This is a genomic window from Chroococcidiopsis sp. CCNUC1 (assembly GCF_023546805.1).
Classification (GTDB): domain Bacteria; phylum Cyanobacteriota; class Cyanobacteriia; order Cyanobacteriales; family Chroococcidiopsidaceae; genus Chroococcidiopsis; species Chroococcidiopsis thermalis.
Genome location: NZ_CP097480.1, coordinates 5,116,474 through 5,135,732 on the forward strand (window position 1 = coordinate 5,116,474; position 19,259 = coordinate 5,135,732).

Below are 19,259 nucleotides of genomic sequence, written 5' to 3' on the forward strand. Positions count from 1 at the left end.
ATTAATGGCAACCAAAGTTATTTGTCACCAGAATAGTTCCCCAGCGAGTTTTCTGAAAAGTCTGAAATTCTGCTCGCCATCGTTTTTGTAACTCAATCGGAAAAACTTGTTCGCCCTTGCCTTCTAAAAAAATCGTGCAGGCTTCAGTTGCCATAGCTTGAAAATCTTGTTGACTAAACTTATTTGCAACATCTGGATTGGGAAAATCAATTCCTGGGGCGCGAAAATAGATTTCAATTGGAGTTCTGACCAGCTTTTTTCCTGCTTCAACAGCAAAGATAGGTTCCATAGTTAGGAGTGGTTCAGGCGTTTTGGTAAGTGCTACAACTGTCTGATAATAACTAGGATTACGATTATTTGTCCATTGCTCGTACAACGAGGGAAATGTATTTGAAAATTGATATGAAAAAAGCAGGATATAAATAATTAACGAGATAAAATTTGCAGCGATCGCACTTAGAGGAAGACGTTGACAAAATTGGTAAATTCCTATTCCTAACCCAAATATACCAAAAGCAAATGCTGGTGCAGCACCTGACATATAGTGAGGAAAGAAGTTTGAAGAAAGAAAGGTGCTAGTTACAACTAAGCCAAGGAATGCTAAAGCGTAAAATCTTAATTTCCTTTGCCAGATAGCAGTATAGATTAGTCCGCCGCAACCAAGTAGATATAAATATATATCTTTTTTAGCTTGTAAAAGAACAAATAACCGCTCGAATCTCCCAGTTGCTTCGCGGTTTATTTGTCCGAATACAATTTGGTCAAGACTGCGAGGAACAAACACAAAATAGATAAATAAGATAAATATTGCTAGAACACCGAGTAAAAAATATTTTTTTAATTCTCGCGATCGCTGTACTCTTGACTCTTCAGAGTAGCTCATAGCCAAAGCCAGAAAAGAAAAATTTAATAAGTTAGGTAAAAATAGTAACACGGAAAAGCCAAATAAGAGAGCTTGTACTATTGGCTTCCATTTCCACTGCTTTTGACAGACCCCTAAATAAAAGAATACAATTAGAAAATTGTTTGCCATTTGTCTAATTGCTAGAAATCGAAAATCCTGAAACATCAGTTCGTGAAATGTCAGGTAAAATAAAATGGCAAGAATGGCGGCTGAAGAATTATCTCGTAACTTTTTACAAGTTAAATAAAAGGGAACGACGGCAAAGCAATTTAAAGCAAGAAATAACAGCCGTACCCAATACATATTTCCGGTTAATTTCAAGACGATGCCACTGTATAGCGGTAACAGCGGCAGATGCCAAAGCGGAAAATCTTTGTGGGGGGCGAGTCCTTCCAACATCAATCGACCCGCTTCTGCATAAACTCCTTCGTCAGTAAATGGAAACGCTGCTAAATGTAAGTAACGGGCTTGTAGGTAGAAGAAAAAGCTGGCAATGCAAATTACTGGCAGAATATGATACCAGCCATAACTAGAGCTGCGATCGCGTAAATCTTCCTTATTTCTTCTAAACCTGAGATTTTGTGGCAAGTGTAGACAGAAATTTAAGTTAGTAGTATCGGCATACAGTAGATTCTACTGCTAGGAGCGAGAATTTGCGATCGCATATCGTATCTATATTTCGTGCCTTTTGAATTTTCGACTACGGCAAAAGAGATCCCCCAACCCCCCTTAAAAAGGGGGGCTTTTGTTTGTGGCGTTGGCAGGGGGGCGATTTGTTCACACCGTCGGAAGGGGGCTTTTGTTCATACTGTCAGAAGCGGACTTTTGTTCCTAGTGTCGAAAGAGGGGCTTTTGTTCCTCCCTTGGAAAGGGGGGCTAGGGGGATCTGAGTCTATGGCTTGAGAAAATTAATGATTCTTTGTATAAACTGAGCGATCGCTTATTCCCAACCGCTTTCCTTACCAGCTAACTCCATTTTCACAGTGCGACCGCCATAGTTTTGCTATTTGTCTTGTAACGTAGCTCAATTTCAGCAAAATTTAACTCTTCATCAGAGGACACCTCGATCGCCCCGAGTAAGAGGGATTAGGGCGATATTTGCGATCGCCATTACAAGTTTAATAAGTATAAATACTCTAGCTTTGGGACTCGGCGATCGCGATCGTTTCCACAAACAAGTTTATTTGTATTTTGTAACTATTTATATAAAATAAAAACACAAAATTGTTTTAGTAGGATAATTTAAGCTTAAATAGAGTTTTCGGAAGATATTAGAGAAAATATTACTTTTTTAGCTCAGAAATACTGATTTACTCTCTTTTTTATCTGAAGATGCCCTTTCATTTCCCTTGCCCTTGCCAGATAATGACAAGTAATCGAACCAAAAACGGCGATCGGCAAGCTAGTACAGCACGACAGAAATAAATCATCAATAAGGAAAAGTACCAAATGCCCACAACATAGGGCTTTTGATTTTTAACTTTTGACTTTTGACTTCGTGTACTTCTTGAGCCAGAGCCATAACAAAACAACGATAGGAGCCAACCCAACGTGAAACTTGCAGTCTACGGAAAAGGTGGCATCGGTAAATCTACAACGAGCTGTAACATTTCTGTCGCTCTTGCCAAGCGCGGTAAAAAGGTTTTACAAATCGGGTGCGATCCAAAGCACGATAGTACCTTTACCCTGACAGGATTTTTAATTCCCACCATTATCGATACGCTTCAGTCAAAAGACTATCACTACGAAGATGTCTGGGCTGAGGACGTGATTTATAAAGGCTACGGTGGCGTAGATTGCGTTGAAGCAGGGGGACCACCAGCGGGTGCAGGTTGCGGTGGTTACGTCGTTGGCGAGACAGTCAAGCTGTTAAAAGAACTCAACGCCTTTGACGAATACGACGTGATTCTATTTGACGTATTGGGTGACGTGGTATGTGGTGGCTTTGCTGCTCCATTAAACTACGCTGACTACTGCATGATTGTCACCGATAACGGTTTTGATGCCTTGTTTGCAGCCAACCGCATTGCTGCTTCTGTGAGAGAAAAAGCACGCACCCACCCCCTACGATTGGCAGGATTGATCGGCAATCGTACCGCTAAACGCGACCTGATCGATAAATATATCGAATCCGTACCCATGCCCGTATTAGAAGTATTGCCGCTCATCGAAGATATTCGCGTTTCTCGCGTCAAAGGCAAGACTTTGTTTGAAATGGCTGAGTCCGATCCTTCCCTAAATTACGTCTGCGATTACTATCTCAACGTCGCCGACCAAATTTTGGCGCGTCCAGAAGGAGTTGTGCCAAATGACTCGCCAGATCGTGAATTATTTGCCCTGTTGTCTGATTTTTACCTCAATCCCACCAAACCACCTGTTCCAACTCCAGAAGAAGAACTAGACTTGATGATGGTTTGATCGGTCTAGTATTTTTGGATGAGGTGTAAAGTAGATGGCATTTTTCACAGACTTAACGGCATCTTTAAAACAAAAGTGGGTGCAATTCTTTCATGCCAATCATGCTTGGATTGCTAAGCAAATGGAAGTAGAATACGTCACCACGCCCGATGGTGGAAGGCGACCATCTTCTAACCTCATCCTGGGAGTTGTGAGCGCGCTGGAACCGCAATTAGCGGAATTAATGATTCCTTTTACTAAACTCAATCCCGATCTCAATGCTTTGATTGACGTTCTGGAGTTAAATTTTGACCCAGAAAAGATGCAAAGCGATCGCCCGCACAATCCGATGGGAAACCCCCATCCCTCTAATCCTGACACGCAAATGGATGCGCTCATGGGTATGATGGACGATCGCGCCGAAAGCGAACTAGATGCATTATCTACGGGTGATGTCCCTCCTACAACAGCGCAGGCAACTGGGCAAACACCTGACGCAAAAAAAAATTTTAGTCAGTCTGACTTCGGCGATATCTGGGCGGACGAACAGTCTGCGAGTTCTAACCGTCCTAGAGAAGGTAAAACTGGCAACGACGAGATTTCACGTTTATTTCCTGAATTTTAATTGGGGAGTCGGGAGTCGGGAGTCGGGAGTCGGGGAATTTTAGATATTGAATGAATCTTTCCTCCGTTGTCTCCCTTGTCCTCCTTGTCTCCCGTGTCTCTCGGCTCCCCATTCATCCTTTAAATCAGAAGGGGAGAACACCGATTTATGACTTTGGCACAACCGGAAGCACTCAATTTTGAATGCGAAACTGGCAATTATCATACGTTTTGTCCGATTAGTTGCGTCGCATGGCTTTACCAAAAAATTGAAGATAGTTTCTTTTTGGTAATTGGGACGAAGACCTGCGGCTATTTCTTGCAAAATGCTATGGGGGTGATGATTTTTGCCGAACCTCGCTATGCGATGGCAGAACTAGAAGAAGGGGATATTTCCGCCCAGTTGAACGATTATGAGGAGTTAAAGCGATTGTGCGAGCAAATTAAGCGCGATCGCAACCCCAGCGTGATTGTTTGGATCGGCACTTGTACCACCGAAATCATCAAAATGGACTTGGAAGGCTTAGCACCCAAGTTAGAATCCGAGATCGGTATCCCCATCGTAGTAGCGCGGGCAAATGGCTTAGACTACGCCTTTACCCAAGGGGAAGATACAGTTCTAGCAGCAATGGCAGCCCGTTGTCCGAATGAAGCACCTGTAGCCGAGACTGAGAAAAACGAACGCAACGCGATTCAAAAACTGCTCCACTTTGGGAAGAAAAAAGAAGAACTTGCCCAAGAAGAATCTGAGTATGTCAATCATCCGCCACTAGTATTATTTGGTTCTCTCCCCGATCCGGTTGTTACCCAACTTACCTTGGAATTAAAAAAACAGGGGATCAAAGTTTCTGGCTGGCTACCTGCCAAGCGTTACACCGAACTACCAGTTCTAGAAGAAGGGTATTATGTCGTTGGTGTCAACCCCTTCTTATCGCGGACGGCAACAACTTTAATGCGTCGTCGCAAGTGCAAACTCATCGGCGCACCCTTTCCAATTGGTCCCGATGGCACTCGCGCTTGGGTTGAAAAAATTTGCTCTGTATTTGGCATCACTCCCAAAGGGTTAGACGAACGAGAAGCTCAAATTTGGGCAAATTTAGAAGATTACGTGCAATTGATTCGCGGTAAATCTGCCTTCTTCATGGGAGATAATTTACTCGAAATCTCTTTGGCAAGATTCCTGATTCGCTGTGGCATGACCGTACCCGAAATCGGCATTCCATATATGGATAAACGCTACCAAGCGGCTGAATTGGCAATGCTAGAAAAAACTTGTCAAGAAATGGGCGTACCCTTACCTAAAATTGTTGAGAAGCCGGACAACTACAACCAAGTCCAGCGGATTTATGAGTTGAAGCCTGATTTGGTAATTACAGGTATGGCACATGCTAACCCCTAGAAGCACGGGGAATCAATACCAAGTGGTCTGTAGAGTTCACATTTGCGCAAATTCACGGCTTTACCAACGCCCGCGATATTCTCGAATTGGTAACTCGACCCCTACGCCGCAATAACAACCTCAAAGACTTGGGTTGGGACAAGTTAGTCAAAGAAGAAGCCAAAATCTAGCACAAAAGTCAAAAGTTAAAAGTTAAAAGTCAAAAGGCAAGCATTTGTAGGGGCGGGTTTTTAGAAGAGATCTGTTCTAGAACCGAGCATTCTGCCTTAAACCCGTCCGTACATCAGTCAAAAGTCAAAATGCCTAAATAAGGTCAGAGCTAGCATTTTAGCTGTCAAGTTAGGCAACTTACAAAAAGTAGAGATGTGTTATGCAACGTCTCTACTTTTTATTTTTTACTCTTATACAGCAATACGGTTCAGTTAAAAGCGATCGATCCTCGAAGATCCCCCCAACCCCCCTTAAAAAGGGAGACATTATTCTACCTGTTGTTAGGTGGCTAGGGGGGATTGTCTTATCTGAATGGGACAGCTTATGGTTGTTGTCCCATAGCAGTTTTGACACTCTATTTTTTGATAACTTATGGGCGATACAAGATTCGAACTTGTAACATCCTGCTTGTAAGGCAGGCGCTCTACCGTTGAGCTAATCGCCCGTGTAGCCGTTTTTCTCACGGATGTTTATCATAGCAAACATCTACGATTTAGATCCAGCTTTTCCAAAAATTTTTTGTTTGCCACAAACCATTCTCCCTTGTCTCCCTTGTCCCCCTTGTCTCCCTTGTCCCCCTTGTCTCCCTTGTCCCCCTTGTCTCCCTTGTCTCCCTTGTCTCCCTTGTCCCCTTGTCCCCCTTGTCCCCCTTGTCCCCCTTGTTCCAATTACGAATAATTAACCCAAAACAAGCCCATGCCCTCTGGTCAAACACACGATCGCATCACTCTCTGGAGTTTACCTGTAGTTGCCGGGATCGCCTTCGGACAAACTCAGAGCGGCAATATTACATTAATCTTATCAGGGGCATATTTATTCAGCGGGCTGATGTTTGGTCCCGACTTGGATCTCTACTCTCGACAGTACCAGCGTTGGGGTTACGCGCGCTGGATTTGGATACCTTATCAAAAAACCGTCAAGCACCGTTCCATACTGTCTCACGGATTCGCGATCGGCACGATCCTACGCCTCATCTACCTTGCTATCTGGTTAAGTATTTTAGGACTTTTCTTTTTGGGAATTGCTCAATTTGTGTGGAATGTGGGATGGCACTGGCAGACCTGGTGGGAAACGGTCAAGCGATCGCTAACTCACCATACCACTGAATGGATCGCGCTCTGTCTCGGACTAGAATTAGGAGCGATGAGCCACGTTATTAGCGATTGGAGCCATTCTACCTATAAACGCCAGCAGAAACAAAAAAGCCGCAATACTCCACCGCGACGTGGCAAAATAGTCAGAAAAAAGGAGACAGGAGATAGAAGAGAGCTGAGGGAGCCCAGGGAGCTGAGGAAGCTGAGGGAGCAAAGGAAAAGTCGTAAGTCGTAATTTGCTCACCAACTACCAACTACCAACTACCAACTACCAACTACCAACTACCAATGACAAAAGAGCGAATTCTCGCCGCCTTACAAGATCTAATTAATGTAGTAGCCAAATTACGATCGCCTGATGGTGGTTGTCCTTGGGATTTAGTCCAAACACCAGAAACATTAATTCCCTACGTTACTGAAGAAGCTTATGAGGTCGTTGACGCGATTCGGAGTGGAGATAAAAATGCGATCGCGGAAGAACTAGGAGATTTACTATTACAAGTCGTTCTGCAAGCCCAAATTGCTTCAGAAGTGGGTGATTTTAGTTTGGCAGAAGTTGCTCAAGGCATTACCCAAAAACTAATTCGCCGCCATCCTCACGTCTTTGGCAATGTCACTGTAGAAAACGTCGAACAAGTGCGGCAAAATTGGGAAGCAATCAAAGCTGCGGAAAAAGGTGAATCGCCAATTGCAGCAGAAAAACTGACCAATAAACTTTTACGATATGCTCGAACACTCCCACCCCTCACCGCCGGAATGAAGATTTCGCGCAAAGCTGCGGCAGTCGGTTTTGAATGGGACAATGTAGAAGGAGTCTGGGAAAAATTTAACGAAGAATTGGCAGAATTTCAACAGGCGATCGCCCATGAATCTCCTGCAAGGCAACAAGAAGAACTGGGAGATTTGCTATTTGTCATTATTAATTTAGCGCGGTGGTACGATCTCGATCCTGATGCTGCCTTACAAGGTACAAATCAGCGTTTTATTCAGCGCTTATCTCAAGTCGAAACATTAGCAGGTCGTCCCCTAACAGATTACTCTTTAGAAGAATTAGAAGCTCTCTGGCAGCGTGCTAAAGCCCAGTTAAAGCAATCAGATAAACTGCCGTAATGCTGCTATTTGTACTGTTATAATCCCAGATCGACAGCAATTCGATGAGCGCAGGCAAACCCCGAAAACGCAACTGCATTCAATCCTTGCCCTGGAAATGTACTATCGCCGACGCAATACAACCCAGGTACAGCCGTGCGATTAAATGGCATTCCTAACAATCCCAATAACTTACGCTGAGGTATGGGTCCATACGTCCCGTCATCTCGTCCTAAAAAGCGACGATGGGTGCGAGGCGTGCCTACCTCCATATAGTCTAAACCTGCATCTAGACCAGGAAAAATCTTTTCGAGGCGATCGATTACACGTCCGGCTGCATCTTCTTTCTTCTGTTCGTACTGAGTAGGCGATAATCCTTGCCAATCCTCTATCCAGCTAGGAGTAAAAGTGTGGACGATATGATATCCATCAGGTGCTAACTGAGGATCTAGTAAAGTTGGAATCGAAACAAAAATCGTTCCTTCTGCTGCCTCCATCTTGTCCCAATCTTCTAATAAAACGTGATGGCATTCGGTTCCTGGTGCTAACACATCTGCTTTAACTCCCAAGTGCAAATTGAGAAAACCAGGAGATTTTTGATATCTTTGCTGCCATTTCTGTTCCGAGGGAGGCATTTTCTCGGCTGGCAGTAATTTTTCAAATGTATCCCAACGAGTCGCATTAGAAACAACGCGCTTGGCACGATAGACTTCTCCTGATGTCAGTTGTACGCCTACAGCCCGTCCGTTTTCAGTCAGAATATTTGTCACTCTCGCTTCATACTGAATTTTCCCGCCAGCCTTTTCTAACCCCTCTACTAATTTCAGCGCAATTTGACCCACACCCCCTTTGGGGTAATTAATCCCGCCATAGTGTCTGTCTGAAAACACCATCCCTGCATTAATCATCGGTGTCATGTTGGCAGGAACGACCGACCAGATGTAACACTCTATGTCAATAAACTGCAACAGTTGCGGGTCTTTAATATAACGTCGTGCCACATCGCCAACATTTTGAGGCAAATACTTGGCTAACCCCAGACAAGAAAAAGGATGCTGAAAGAAAACTCGCGTCAAATACCGAGGTTCTTCTAACGACAGCAAGTCCATACTGTTGAGACAGTTGAAAACTTTCCAGCATTCGTTGTAAAATTTGCGGATGCCTTGGCGTTCGTGGGGAAAATAGGCTGTCAGTTCTTGCAAAAACTTCTCATAATTGCGGTGAACTTTTAAGTCTAAACCTTTGGGTAAATGATATTGAACTTGCACGGGATCGGGAGTTGTCTCCAGGCTCACATCAACTGCGGCTAAGGCTTTAGTTAATAAGTTAGTCGTTCCTTGCGTGCCGAAGCCAAAAATCATTGATGCCCCAACATCAAAACGGTAGCCTTCTCGCTCGAAGTATCCTGCACTACCACCAGGAATCAAGTAGCGTTCTAATACTAAGACTTTAGCGCCTTTGGCTGCTAGTTGAGTTGCTGTCACCAATCCCCCAATGCCCGAGCCGATGATGATGGCATCAAATGAGGAGTGAGGAGTGAGGGGTGAGGAGTAAGGGTTAGAGGCAGGTAGAACAGCAGGCATGGGGTTAGCACTTTAAAAGTCTTTACTGAATTTATAGTGTACCTTTTCTTCCTCTCGCTCCTCGCTCCTCACCCCTAAAAAAATAGGGATTAGCCGCACTTGCTGACCAATCCCGTCTGCCGATCCTTAAAGAGAGGAGAACACTTGAGAAACAATATAAACTTGATTGAGAATAAATGTCAATACTAATGAAAGAGATTCTCAACTATTGCCAAGATGACCTACCTGATGTAAGGGAGAGTAATTTCGCGTGTCTACCCGTTAGCAAAATTTTGTGTCTCTACAGAGTATGATGATTCAACAATTGCATCACCTTGCCTTCTAGAGATTCATGACATTGCAACTGCGCGTTTACGTTCCTCCCCACCCATTAATTCAGCATTGGTTGGGTGTTGCTCGCGATGCTGATACCCCTTCTGTGCTATTTAAAAGCGCAATGACAGAACTAGGACGATGGTTGACCTACGAAGCAGTACGCGAATGGTTGCCAACAGAGGAATTAACCGTGCAAACGCCTCTAGCTACTTGTCCGGCAACAATGATTAATCCTACAGTGCCGATCGCGATCGTCCCAATTTTACGAGCGGGCTTAGCATTGCTAGAGTCAGCGCAAACTGTATTACCTTTAGCATCGATTTACCATCTCGGTTTGGTGCGTAATGAAGAAACGCTGGAAGCAAGTTGCTATCTGAATAAATTACCAGCTCAGTTTCCACCTGGGACGCGGGTGTTGATTACCGAACCGATGTTAGCAACGGGAGGTTCGATTATGATGACAATGAGCGAACTAACCAAACGGGGAGTCGATCCGGCGCTAACACGAATTATTTCCATTGTTGCCGCTCCCCCAGCTTTACAAAAATTAAGTGTGGCGTATCCCGGCTTAGTTGTATACACGGCAACCATTGACGAGGGAGTGAATAGCCAAGGCTTTATCGTGCCAGGATTGGGAGACGCGGGCGATCGCACCTTCGGTACATAAGGTTCAGCACATAAGGTAAGATGCAGCTGGGATCGTATTCTTTGGGATGGTGAGATTGTGAGTCAGCGTGATGGATTTAGCACTGGATTTATCGCCGGGACGATTGTAGGAGGTGTGTTAGGAGGTGCGATCGGCGCACTGCTAGTTACCCAAAGATCGTCAGAACAAGCAGCCGATCCAGATCGACGCAATGCCAATCTAGCCGGATCTAACAACAGGCGATCGCGGCGACAATTTAAAGCTGCTTCGGAACAAAGTATCGAAATTGCCCGCCGCAGCTTAGAAGATAAAATTGCCCAGTTGAATGAGACAATTGACGAAGTACGCTTGACGTTAGGACAAGTCAATGGGGAACGAGTAGGGGATTCCGAGCGCGTCCCGCACCGAGAAGAAGACATCGCGCCCTAGAATAGTATTATTCTATTCAGGTTGCGGATACTAACAGATGATGTCACCCTCAACCAGTTCTCTCCTTTGCTAGTCGCAAAGATCGGTTAGATTGAAAAGAATTGTGACTATTGATATTTGACAGGAAAGTTACCCATCTATGAGTTCAACCCAGCTGCTGGTAAATACACTTGCAACCTTCATCCAAATTTATTCTGTTCTCATTATTATTCGGATTTTGCTGACCTGGTTTCCCAGTATTGACTGGTACAATCAGCCTTTCGCAGCGTTGAGCCAAATCACAGACCCCTACTTAAACTTGTTTCGCTCAATTATCCCGCCTCTAGGTGGGATTGATATTTCTCCCATCTTGGCAATTCTTTTACTCAATTTGGCGGGTAGTTTGGTCGGTGGATTGAGCGGATCTCCGACAATGGGTTTTTAAGATATAACGATTCTCGTTATGATGCGATACATTCGTAGGGGCGCACAGCTGTGCGCCCCTACAGATCTTGTATTTCATCCAATTGAAAAAGGCTATAGAAGGAAATAAGCGAAGGGAACAGTTTTGCCCATTTCCTGTTCCCCGTTCCCTGTTCCCTCTTTATTTACGGATTTGGGCAGCAAAACCTGCTGCTTTAAATTGTTTCAACTGTAAAGGTAAAGGCTGATTTGCCGGAACGGAGAGTCGCATTTCAAAATCGCTAACTCCTGGTGGGATTTCGGGAATTGAACCCAGACGAGTGCGGTTTTGAATCATCGGGTCGTTATTAGCATCGTAAACTCGTCCGAAAATATCAGCATCATAAACAGTTTTATTCGTGGAATTTTCAGCTTTACCAGTGACAATAAAGCACTTTGCTGCCCTGGTGTTACCACCACTTGTCACTGCTCCTGCTGCTAGCTCGGCGGGACACTCATGATAATCAAGATTAGTTAATTTAATTTGAGTCAGGGCATGAGCAGGGGGTATATATAACCAGGGGCTAAACCAGGCGATCGCTCCCACAAAGCAAGAGAAAACTAAAGCCAGAATCCGCCGCATATTTTTAACTGTAATCTTAATCGGGACTAGAACCTCAGCTTACCCTAATCAGTGACCAGTGACCAGTTATCGGTGACCAGTGGTAATTGGTAGTTGGTAATGGGTAATTGGTTGACAGTTGACAGTTGACGGTAATTATTCTTCCTTGTCTCCCTTGTCTGCCTTGTCTCCCTTGTCTCCCTTGTCTCCCTTGTCTCCCTTGTCCCCCTTGTCTCCCTTGTCTCCCTTGTCCCCCTTGTCCCCCTTGTCCCCCTTGTCCCCCTTGTCTCCCTTGTCTCCCTTGTCTCCCTTGTCTGCCTTGTCTGCCTTGTCTGCCTTGTCTGCCTTGTCTGCCTTGTCTGCCTTGTCTCCCCCTCTCCCTTGTCTGCCTTGTCTCCCTTGTCTGCCTTGTCTCCCTTGTCTGCCTTGTCTCCCCCCGCTGCCTTGTCTCCTCACTCCTCGCCCCTCTGTAATAATTAAGAAAATAGAAATTAGCAGTAACGTGCTATTGGCTATGACTCCAGGTGAGATAGAAGCAGCCTTGCAAGCAGCGATCGCCCGCTGCGATGCCATGAATTACCCTTTGAATCCCCAGCAGCAACAAATTCTGCGGCAAGTGGTGTTGGAATCACTCTGTAAAGAAGGGTTGATAAATAGCAATCGTCAGGAGTGGCAGGAAATAAATCCTCTAGACGAATTGACTCTCGAACAACGACAAAGTTTTTTACAGTTTGTGAGGGAAAAGGAGCGACAGGAACGACCTTGGAAAGTTCAACTAATGAACGATTGGCTGCAAGAGCGAGATTCAGGCAGCGTCCAATTTATTCGCGATCGCTTTGGCTTATCTTGGCTCAATCGGATCGAACCATCTCATTTTGAAAAATATGTAGAAATTGATGACGAACCGCCAATGAAATTGAAAGTAGGCGATCGCATTGAGGTCTCTAATGCTTTGTGGGAGTGGGTTCAAGATGAAGGACCTTGCAGCCGTCAATGGTTTGTCTGTACCGTGCTTCAAGTTAACGAGGTTCGTAATGGTGAAGATATTATTACTAGTTGCATCATTCGTTTAATAAATACGGGTATGGAGTATGAAATTCAGGGAATTTATCAGTGGAATCGCTATTATTGGCGTTGGCTTCAGAGGTAATATTTTATTTCTCTTCTGAGCTTAAACCAATCGCCATTTTAAAATCGCTAAGATAGGATTTGTGAATTTGGGAAAAAGCGGTTGGCTGAAGTTGTTATTGGTTTAGATTTGGGTACGGGAGGGGTGCGAGCGATCGCAGTCGATCTCCAAGGGAAACCGATCGCGCAGACGACGAGAAGCTATCCCCTGTTAACACCACAACCTGGTTGGACTGAGCAAAACCCTGCTGATTGGGTTGCAGCTAGTCTAGAAGCCCTGTCAGATCTGACGCAAAAGCTGAACGGACACTCAGCGATCGCCCTGGGTTTATCTGGACAAATGCATGGTATGGTACCGCTCGATGCAGATGGTAAAGTGATTAGAGCGGCAATTTTGTGGAACGACCAGCGCACGGGTACAGCGGTTGATGCCATTGAAACTGCAATTGGGCGACAAGAGTTAATTCAACGCACGGGAAATCCAGCAATTACGGGATTTCAACTGCCGAAGGTGGTGTGGTTGCAGACAGCAGAACCGCAGGCATACGATCGCCTACAGCAGATTCTTTTGCCAAAAGACTATCTTGGATACGTGCTGACAGGGGAGGCAGTGACAGAGCCTTCTGACGCATCCGGTACGGGATGTTTGAATCTAGCGCGGCAATGGGATGCAGATATACTGAATGCCTTGGAGATCGATGTAGGGCTATTTCCTGCCGTAGTTGAATCCACCGCGATCGCCGGACGGTTGAAATCGGAAATAGCTAGTCGTACGGGATTACCTGCTGGATTACCTGTGGTTGCGGGTGGTGGTGACAATGCAGCGGCGGCGATTGGCTTGGGTATTTCGTCTAGTCATTTAAACCGGGGCAGTCTCAGTATCGGTACATCGGGAGTTATTTTTGTCCCGTGCGATCGCCCGGTTCCCGATCCTGAAGGGCGAGTGCATTTGTTTTGCCATGCTGACGGTGGTTATCACTTACTGGGAGTGACGCTAGCGGCTGGTGGGGCGCTGCGTTGGTACAAAGATACATTTGCCTCAAAGCTTGCCTTTACCGATTTGATGGAGATGGCAGAGCGATCGCTACCTGGTGCGCGTGGGGTGCTATTTCTACCCCATTTAGCAGGAGAACGCAGCCCCTACCTCGATCCTGATACTCGCGGGGCTTGGGTTAACCTATCGTTGGCTCATACACAGGCAGATTTGGTTCGTGCCGTTTTAGAGGGGGTTGCATTTAGCTTGCGAACGGCAATGGAGATCGTTAGTGAGATTACGCCCGTTCATCAACTCTTAGCAACGGGTGGAGGCGTGAGATCTAACACTTGGTTGCGGATTCTGGCAGACATTTTACAAGCAGAACTGATGGCTCCTTCTTCAGAAGAAGGAGCCGCTTATGGAGCTGCTATTCTAGCAATGGTAGGAGTTGGCGCGCATCCAGATTTAGAGGCGGCGTTTGAGATCCTACCCCAGGATAATAAAGTCGTACAGCCACAAGCAAACCCTGCATACGAAGCAGCATTCAAGCGATACAGCTTACTATACGAAGCCCTCAAAGCCGTTCGTTAACAGAAAATCATTGTAGGGGCGCTATTGTAGGGGTGCATAGCTATGCCCCCTATGGTATGTATTTGCGATTCATACCTGTGGTTCAATCTGGAAAAGCCACACCAGTCATTGGGTCGCGGATATACAGCCCTAAAGTGAGCGATCGCATCACTTCATCCCAAACGGGTGTTAACTGTTCTGCTTGGTCTGCCCAATAATCGAATGTAATCAAGCATTGAACGTTTGACCCTAAACCGATGCAAGTCCGCGAGAAAGCTTCGCGCGGTTCTTCCTGGGTGTCGATAAACTTAATCTCCGTCCACACAATTCTGGCAGTTTGGCGCTTAAGGGTAACAATTTCTCCCTTAGCAATAACGTCACGGCTGTCGTCTTCTACGATCTTCTTCAAGGTAGATTTTAGTGGAAACAGGCTCCAATCACGCGGTGGCAGGCGATTGAAAGACATTTCCAGACAGCAATCATCGTTGGGCGGTTTGCGATCGCGAAACTTGAACGAACTTTCTTGTGGCTCAAAAATCCAATTCTGGGGAACGTTAAAGCGAACAGCCCCCCGATCTGCGACAAAAATTTTGTAACTCGATGGTGCTTCCCAACGATGGTCGGGCTTTAGTTCAAGCGTTTCTTTGATCCACTGGAGATTGGTTTTCTTACGCTTTGCCATAGTGTTTCTGCAAATCTGCTCAAGAGATGCGATCGCTCTTTTTGCTAATGGTATCAACTAGTAAGGTGCGTTGTCGCGCCACGTATCACAGGTTGTGTTGCCAAAAGTAGTGACCGTTTGTTAGAAGTCACAATTACAATTACTTGAGAGTTTCACTAGCTTCAATATCTCTTTGCTAGGCTGTACGGCTCGATTAATGGTGAAGAATTTGTATGTCTTTCTAAAAAATACAATCCTGTTGGTGTAATTTTAAACAAAGCTATCGAGTGCAAATGACACTAGTTTAATAGTGCCAATAAAACTATATAAGCAATTGGTATATTATTACTAAATGTGAAATTATTTCAGCATAAACGAGAGAATGATTTAGAGTGAACGATAGAGAAAAGTTAAGTCGTGCCTTGACTAAGTTTTCTAATAACAATCGATCCACTATAATTTTTAAAACTGAATGTTGAGTTGAGATCTAAATATATTTTTAGATTAAAGCTCTCAACGGCTTAGAAATTACTTAGCTCTTTTCAGAACAAAGTCAAATAAACTTCGGTCAAAAATGAATACAACTTAATTAAGCTCTAATTTAATCAAAACGATATTTGTTAGTAGCTAAAGTTGAGGCTTGAGCGTATTTTCGCTTAAAAATATAAAAGTATTGACTAAACCCGTTGTTTTTTTGGCAATATTATCTGTTGCTAATTGCCGATATTTAGCTAACCTACATTACGCTAGAAGCTAAAAATAATTTAGAGCGCTCGAAAACCAAACAAAATAGTCTCTTAGCTCAGGCAATTCCTGAAGAGAATTGACAAAGACTTTTACTAAAATGATAGAGACTATCTGAACTACTAAAGCAAAATTTCAGTTATTAAAAAACTATGAAATTCAATCAAAATAAACGAACTTGAAATACAATAAGTTACGAGAAAAGTTTGGCTCGATTGGAGATATCTTTTTTATCATCGCTATAGGTTTAGCACTAGTTTCTAGCATTAAAAGAATGTGTTTACAGCATGATTTTTTTATGAAATTAGGCTGCAAATGCAAAAAACAAATATGAATTAAATAAAGGAGTGAGTTCTATTTTAGTAATGGTTTGAGCTAGCATTACTAATTTCATTCGTGCGAAGATCATTTTTAGCGAACGAGTTACAACTTTAAAAAAACGTAAGAACAAGATGAATTCTAACTGGATAGAAATAAGTAATTGAATTAGATATAAAATATTTGCTGAAACCATTGTGTAGTAACTGTAGCTATTTCAGCATAAATTTTTAATGAAATTACGACTATCCCTGAAACTGAAACGCTCTTTTTTTATGCTCTATTTTCGCAATTCTACCTTTCAATTTTCACCCAAACGTAAATTCAAGTTTAATGCGAAGCTCTTACGTTCATAAACAGCTGAATTTATTACACCTCTCGGCTGTAGGCGCGATATCCAGTAATTGACAGTAATTGAGCTGTGTCTTTTACTCATTGCCTAATTTGGTTGATTCTAAGCTCAGTTAATCAATACTACGTGACTGCCTCAGGAGGGGTACAAGTTATTAGCCATCGCTCCTAGCGAAGTTCGCTCTGTCACAGCAAACTATGTAAGCGGAGAAGAAGTCGTGAAAAAAATTCTGTTGGTGCTATCAGAGTGGGGTTATTGGGGAGAAGAACTAATTGGTCCGTTAGAGGCATGTGACGCTGCCGGATATGACATCACATTTCTAACTCCGACTGGAAAGAAGCCAACTCCATTATCAGTCAGTTGCTCGCCAGGTTACATCGATCCACCCTTGGGTAGGTCGGTGACCTCGGAAGAAATGGCTGAAAAAACGCGGCAAGTGAATGAGTCAAATCGATTAGACCGACCCAAAAATCTTGCAAGTTGGATACCTCAGCGACCTTATCCTAGCTCTCCAACTTATCTCAGAGATATGGAAGCTTACTACATGAAGCTCGATAAGATCGTTGCCGAGGAACTGGGAGAGTATGATGCTCTCGCGATCGTCGGTGGTAGTGGAGCAATGATCGATCTAGCAAATAATCAGAGACTGCACGAGCTGATTCTTGGCTTTTATAAGCTCAATAAGCCAATTGCAGCCGAGTGCTACGGTGTTGCTTGTCTGGCATTTGCACGAGACTTTAGAGAGAAAAGGAGCTTGATCTGGGGCAAGCACGTCACGGGTCATCCCATTGACTATGATTACTTAGATGGTACGGGCTTTGAAGGTTTTCATGGGATTGATGGCTCTAATAGAGGATTTGGAGATGGATACATTAACTTTGGTCCTCCCTTCTACCCACTAGAGTTCATCCTTCGCGATGCTGTGGGATTGGATGGTGCTTTTATTGGTAATGTAGGACATCAGACATCGGTTCTTGTTGACTATCCCTTCATCACCAGTCGCTCAACTGCATCTTCTCGCGAGTGCGGTCGCATCTTGGTGCAAGTGTTGGAGAAGGGACTGACTCGCTACGGTTGGTAGCGGTGAGGAAAACGCTGAAAAAGCTATAGGTTCTGCACAAGGCGGAATTGATGATTAATAAAACTGGACGTTTTGCAATTCTGGAGCAATTTCTGGCAGATGGCATCCGTTACATATTTGGTAACCCCGGTACAGTTGAACAGGGTTTTCTTGATGCCCTTTGGGAATACCCAGATCTGAAATACATTTTGACGCTGCAAGAGACTGTTGCAGTGATGGCAGCTGATGGTTACGCACGAGCAACTCGGAAGCCAACAGTCGTGCAGATACACAGCACTCCTGGTTTAGGGAATGCGATCGGAGCGCTTTACCAGGCAAAGCGGGGTCACTCTCCACTAGTGGTTATCGGTGGAGATGCTGGAATCAAGTATCAAGCAATGGACGCTCAAATGGCAGGCGATCTAGTGGCTTTCGCTAAGCCTGTTACCAAATGGTCAACGATGGTAATGGAACCATCCTCGCTCCTACGGGTGCTGCGGCGGGCGATCAAGATTGCAACCACTCCTCCAACCGGACCAGTGTATGTTTGCTTGCCACAGGATGTTTTGGATGCTCCTGCGGTTGAGGAAGTAAGACCAACTTCGTTTCCCTCCACCAAAGTCATGCCAGATGAAGCAACGCTCAAGACTGGAGCCACAATGCTAGCAGCGGCTCAAAAGCCGATGATTTTTGTGGGAGATGGAGTTGCTTTTTCTGGGGCGCAGGATGAACTGGCTCGCGTTGCCGAACTCTTAGGTGCAGAGGTATGGGAAGCAGATGCTGGTGAGTTGAACATGAGCCATGCCCATCCCCTGTATCAGGGTGCAACAGGACATATGTTTGGCGATCGCAGCTTGCCGATTACGTCTAAGGGAGATGTCAATTTAGTTTGTGGCACTTACCTTTTGCCAGAGGTTTTCCCTGAAAGGGGTAATATCTTTGCTCCTGGTGCAAAGGCGATCCACATCGATCTCAATGCCTATGAGATTGCTAAAAATCACCCTGTCGATCTTGGGATAGTCAGCGATCCTCAACTGACCATTGCGAAGCTGGCGAATATTCTTGAAGCAATCATGACAACAGAACAGAAAGAATCTGCTAAGGCTCGAACTACTGAAATTACTCAAGCTAAAATAGCCAAACATGAAAGTGAGTTGGCACGCGATCGCGCTGTATGGGATGCCGTACCTCTGCATTTATCTCGGTTTATGGCAGAACTGGCAACTCAATTACCAGAAGATGCCATTATCTTTGATGAAGCTTTAACTAACTCCCCTGCGGTTACACGCTATAGACCGACAACGAAAGCAGGACACTACTTCCTGACTCGTGGTGGTTCCTTGGGTGTAGGAATACCTGGGGCGATCGGTGTAAAACTTGCTAACCCCGATAAGACCGTCATTGGGTTAACAGGTGACGGTGGGGCTATGTATACTATTCAGGCTCTTTGGTCAGCCGCTCGCCATAACGTAGATGCTAAGTTCATCGTCTGTAATAACAGGTCTTACCGAATCTTACAGTTGAATATCCAAGCTTACTGGAAGGAGCAGGGTATTGCAGAGCATGATTTTCCCTTGTGCTTTGATTTATCTAAGCCAACCATTCGCTTTGACGAAATAGCACGTTCAATGGGAGTTGCAGCAGTCCGAGTCGAGCAGCCAGAAGAGATTGCCCCCGCCATCAAACAAGCTTTATCCCATCAAGGACCATTTTTAATTGAGCTGATCTTAGAAGGTAACGTTCATCCAAATGCGATCGGCGTTAGGTGTGGGCAGTAA

At 44.7% G+C, this 19,259-nt stretch carries 17 protein-coding genes, 1 tRNA gene and 1 pseudogene; 12 read left to right on the forward strand and 7 right to left on the reverse strand.

Annotated features, from left to right (window positions below):
• Position 1: 1 nt before the first annotated feature.
• Positions 2 to 1,492, reverse strand: a complete 1,491-nt coding sequence (locus M5J74_RS23655; RefSeq protein WP_015156453.1) for a hypothetical protein — start codon at positions 1,490 to 1,492, stop codon at positions 2 to 4.
• Between the two features lie 963 nt (positions 1,493 to 2,455).
• Between M5J74_RS23655 and bchL the strand changes: the two genes are divergently transcribed.
• The 3 genes and pseudogenes from bchL to M5J74_RS23670 all read left to right on the forward strand — a co-directional run bounded on the left by bchL (position 2,456) and on the right by M5J74_RS23670 (position 5,473).
• Complete coding sequence (bchL, locus tag M5J74_RS23660) at positions 2,456 to 3,322, forward strand: ferredoxin:protochlorophyllide reductase (ATP-dependent) iron-sulfur ATP-binding protein (RefSeq protein WP_106167858.1); 867 nt, start codon at positions 2,456 to 2,458, stop codon at positions 3,320 to 3,322.
• Between the two features lie 34 nt (positions 3,323 to 3,356).
• Entirely contained in the window at positions 3,357 to 3,926 is a 570-nt protein-coding gene (locus M5J74_RS23665) for a DUF5331 domain-containing protein (protein ID WP_106167859.1), read from the forward strand.
• Positions 3,927 to 4,073: 147 nt separating this feature from the next.
• Positions 4,074 to 5,473, forward strand: a pseudogene (locus M5J74_RS23670) (ferredoxin:protochlorophyllide reductase (ATP-dependent) subunit N).
• 413 nt (positions 5,474 to 5,886) lie between these two features.
• Here the strand turns inward: M5J74_RS23670 and M5J74_RS23675 are convergent.
• Together M5J74_RS23675 and M5J74_RS23680 are read right to left on the reverse strand one after the other, a co-directional pair.
• A tRNA-Val gene (locus M5J74_RS23675) sits at positions 5,887 to 5,958 on the reverse strand.
• Between the two features lie 48 nt (positions 5,959 to 6,006).
• Positions 6,007 to 6,228: a hypothetical protein gene (locus M5J74_RS23680; protein WP_250013478.1), complete on the reverse strand. Its 222-nt coding sequence runs from the start codon at positions 6,226 to 6,228 to the stop codon at positions 6,007 to 6,009.
• Between M5J74_RS23680 and M5J74_RS23685 the strand changes: the two genes are divergently transcribed.
• Complete coding sequence (locus M5J74_RS23685) at positions 6,210 to 6,842, forward strand: metal-binding protein (protein ID WP_250013479.1); 633 nt, start codon at positions 6,210 to 6,212, stop codon at positions 6,840 to 6,842. The two genes, M5J74_RS23680 and M5J74_RS23685, sit on opposite strands and share 19 nt — an antisense overlap.
• 53 nt (positions 6,843 to 6,895) lie before the next feature.
• The gene (gene mazG / locus M5J74_RS23690) at positions 6,896 to 7,717 is read left to right on the forward strand and encodes a nucleoside triphosphate pyrophosphohydrolase (RefSeq protein ID WP_106167773.1); all 822 of its coding nucleotides are present in this window, start codon (positions 6,896 to 6,898) and stop codon (positions 7,715 to 7,717) included.
• A gap of 17 nt (positions 7,718 to 7,734) precedes the next feature.
• Here the strand turns inward: mazG and crtH are convergent, their stop codons facing one another.
• Positions 7,735 to 9,279, reverse strand: coding sequence for a carotenoid isomerase (crtH, locus tag M5J74_RS23695; protein ID WP_015156460.1), 1,545 nt, complete (start codon positions 9,277 to 9,279; stop codon positions 7,735 to 7,737).
• 331 nt (positions 9,280 to 9,610) lie between these two features.
• Here crtH and upp point away from each other — a divergent pair, with 331 nt between their 5' ends.
• From upp to M5J74_RS23710, 3 genes are all read left to right on the forward strand, one after another.
• A complete protein-coding gene (upp, locus tag M5J74_RS23700) occupies positions 9,611 to 10,261 on the forward strand; it encodes a uracil phosphoribosyltransferase (RefSeq protein WP_015156461.1) in 651 nt (216 codons plus the stop codon).
• Between the two features lie 57 nt (positions 10,262 to 10,318).
• Positions 10,319 to 10,669, forward strand: a complete 351-nt coding sequence (locus M5J74_RS23705; protein ID WP_015156462.1) for a hypothetical protein — start codon at positions 10,319 to 10,321, stop codon at positions 10,667 to 10,669.
• A gap of 139 nt (positions 10,670 to 10,808) precedes the next feature.
• A complete protein-coding gene (locus M5J74_RS23710) occupies positions 10,809 to 11,093 on the forward strand; it encodes a YggT family protein (protein WP_015156463.1) in 285 nt (94 codons plus the stop codon).
• A gap of 159 nt (positions 11,094 to 11,252) precedes the next feature.
• Here the strand turns inward: M5J74_RS23710 and M5J74_RS23715 are convergent, their stop codons facing one another.
• Positions 11,253 to 11,693, reverse strand: a complete 441-nt coding sequence (locus M5J74_RS23715; protein WP_015156464.1) for a hypothetical protein — start codon at positions 11,691 to 11,693, stop codon at positions 11,253 to 11,255.
• Between the two features lie 135 nt (positions 11,694 to 11,828).
• Positions 11,829 to 12,245 (reverse strand): hypothetical protein, encoded by a 417-nt coding sequence (locus M5J74_RS23720; protein ID WP_250013481.1) that lies wholly within the window; start codon positions 12,243 to 12,245, stop codon positions 11,829 to 11,831.
• On the opposite strand from M5J74_RS23720, the gene M5J74_RS23725 reads away from it, so the two are divergent.
• On the forward strand, positions 12,187 to 12,822 hold the full coding sequence (locus M5J74_RS23725) for a hypothetical protein (RefSeq protein WP_015156465.1): 636 nt from the start codon (positions 12,187 to 12,189) through the stop codon (positions 12,820 to 12,822). The genes M5J74_RS23720 and M5J74_RS23725 overlap by 59 nt on opposite strands.
• An 81-nt stretch (positions 12,823 to 12,903) precedes the next feature.
• The gene (gene xylB / locus M5J74_RS23730) at positions 12,904 to 14,367 is read left to right on the forward strand and encodes a xylulokinase (RefSeq protein ID WP_250013483.1); all 1,464 of its coding nucleotides are present in this window, start codon (positions 12,904 to 12,906) and stop codon (positions 14,365 to 14,367) included.
• Between the two features lie 82 nt (positions 14,368 to 14,449).
• Here the strand turns inward: xylB and M5J74_RS23735 are convergent, their stop codons facing one another.
• Positions 14,450 to 15,028: a hypothetical protein gene (locus M5J74_RS23735; protein WP_015156467.1), complete on the reverse strand. Its 579-nt coding sequence runs from the start codon at positions 15,026 to 15,028 to the stop codon at positions 14,450 to 14,452.
• Between the two features lie 1,610 nt (positions 15,029 to 16,638).
• On the opposite strand from M5J74_RS23735, the gene M5J74_RS23740 reads away from it, so the two are divergent.
• Both M5J74_RS23740 and M5J74_RS23745 read left to right on the forward strand, forming a co-directional pair.
• A complete protein-coding gene (locus M5J74_RS23740; protein ID WP_106167772.1) occupies positions 16,639 to 17,502 on the forward strand; it encodes a type 1 glutamine amidotransferase domain-containing protein in 864 nt (287 codons plus the stop codon).
• Positions 17,503 to 17,552: 50 nt separating this feature from the next.
• On the forward strand, positions 17,553 to 19,259 hold the full coding sequence (locus tag M5J74_RS23745) for a thiamine pyrophosphate-binding protein (protein WP_250013492.1): 1,707 nt from the start codon (positions 17,553 to 17,555) through the stop codon (positions 19,257 to 19,259).

Bases quoted from the DNA above. Each gene is read 5' to 3' on its own strand.
- M5J74_RS23725 (WP_015156465.1), top strand. From the start codon at position 12,187: ATGACTCCAGGTGAGATAGAAGCAGCCTTGCAAGCAGCGATCGCCCGC.
- M5J74_RS23710 (WP_015156463.1), top strand. From the start codon at position 10,809: ATGAGTTCAACCCAGCTGCTGGTAAATACACTTGCAACCTTCATCCAA.
- M5J74_RS23720 (WP_250013481.1), bottom strand. From the start codon at position 12,245: ATGGCATCGCAGCGGGCGATCGCTGCTTGCAAGGCTGCTTCTATCTCA.
- upp (WP_015156461.1), top strand. From the start codon at position 9,611: ATGACATTGCAACTGCGCGTTTACGTTCCTCCCCACCCATTAATTCAG.
- mazG (WP_106167773.1), top strand. From the start codon at position 6,896: ATGACAAAAGAGCGAATTCTCGCCGCCTTACAAGATCTAATTAATGTA.
- M5J74_RS23735 (WP_015156467.1), bottom strand. From the start codon at position 15,028: ATGGCAAAGCGTAAGAAAACCAATCTCCAGTGGATCAAAGAAACGCTT.
- crtH (WP_015156460.1), bottom strand. From the start codon at position 9,279: ATGCCTGCTGTTCTACCTGCCTCTAACCCTTACTCCTCACCCCTCACT.
- M5J74_RS23665 (WP_106167859.1), top strand. From the start codon at position 3,357: ATGGCATTTTTCACAGACTTAACGGCATCTTTAAAACAAAAGTGGGTG.
- M5J74_RS23685 (WP_250013479.1), top strand. From the start codon at position 6,210: ATGCCCTCTGGTCAAACACACGATCGCATCACTCTCTGGAGTTTACCT.
- M5J74_RS23715 (WP_015156464.1), bottom strand. From the start codon at position 11,693: ATGCGGCGGATTCTGGCTTTAGTTTTCTCTTGCTTTGTGGGAGCGATC.
- M5J74_RS23745 (WP_250013492.1), top strand. From the start codon at position 17,553: ATGATTAATAAAACTGGACGTTTTGCAATTCTGGAGCAATTTCTGGCA.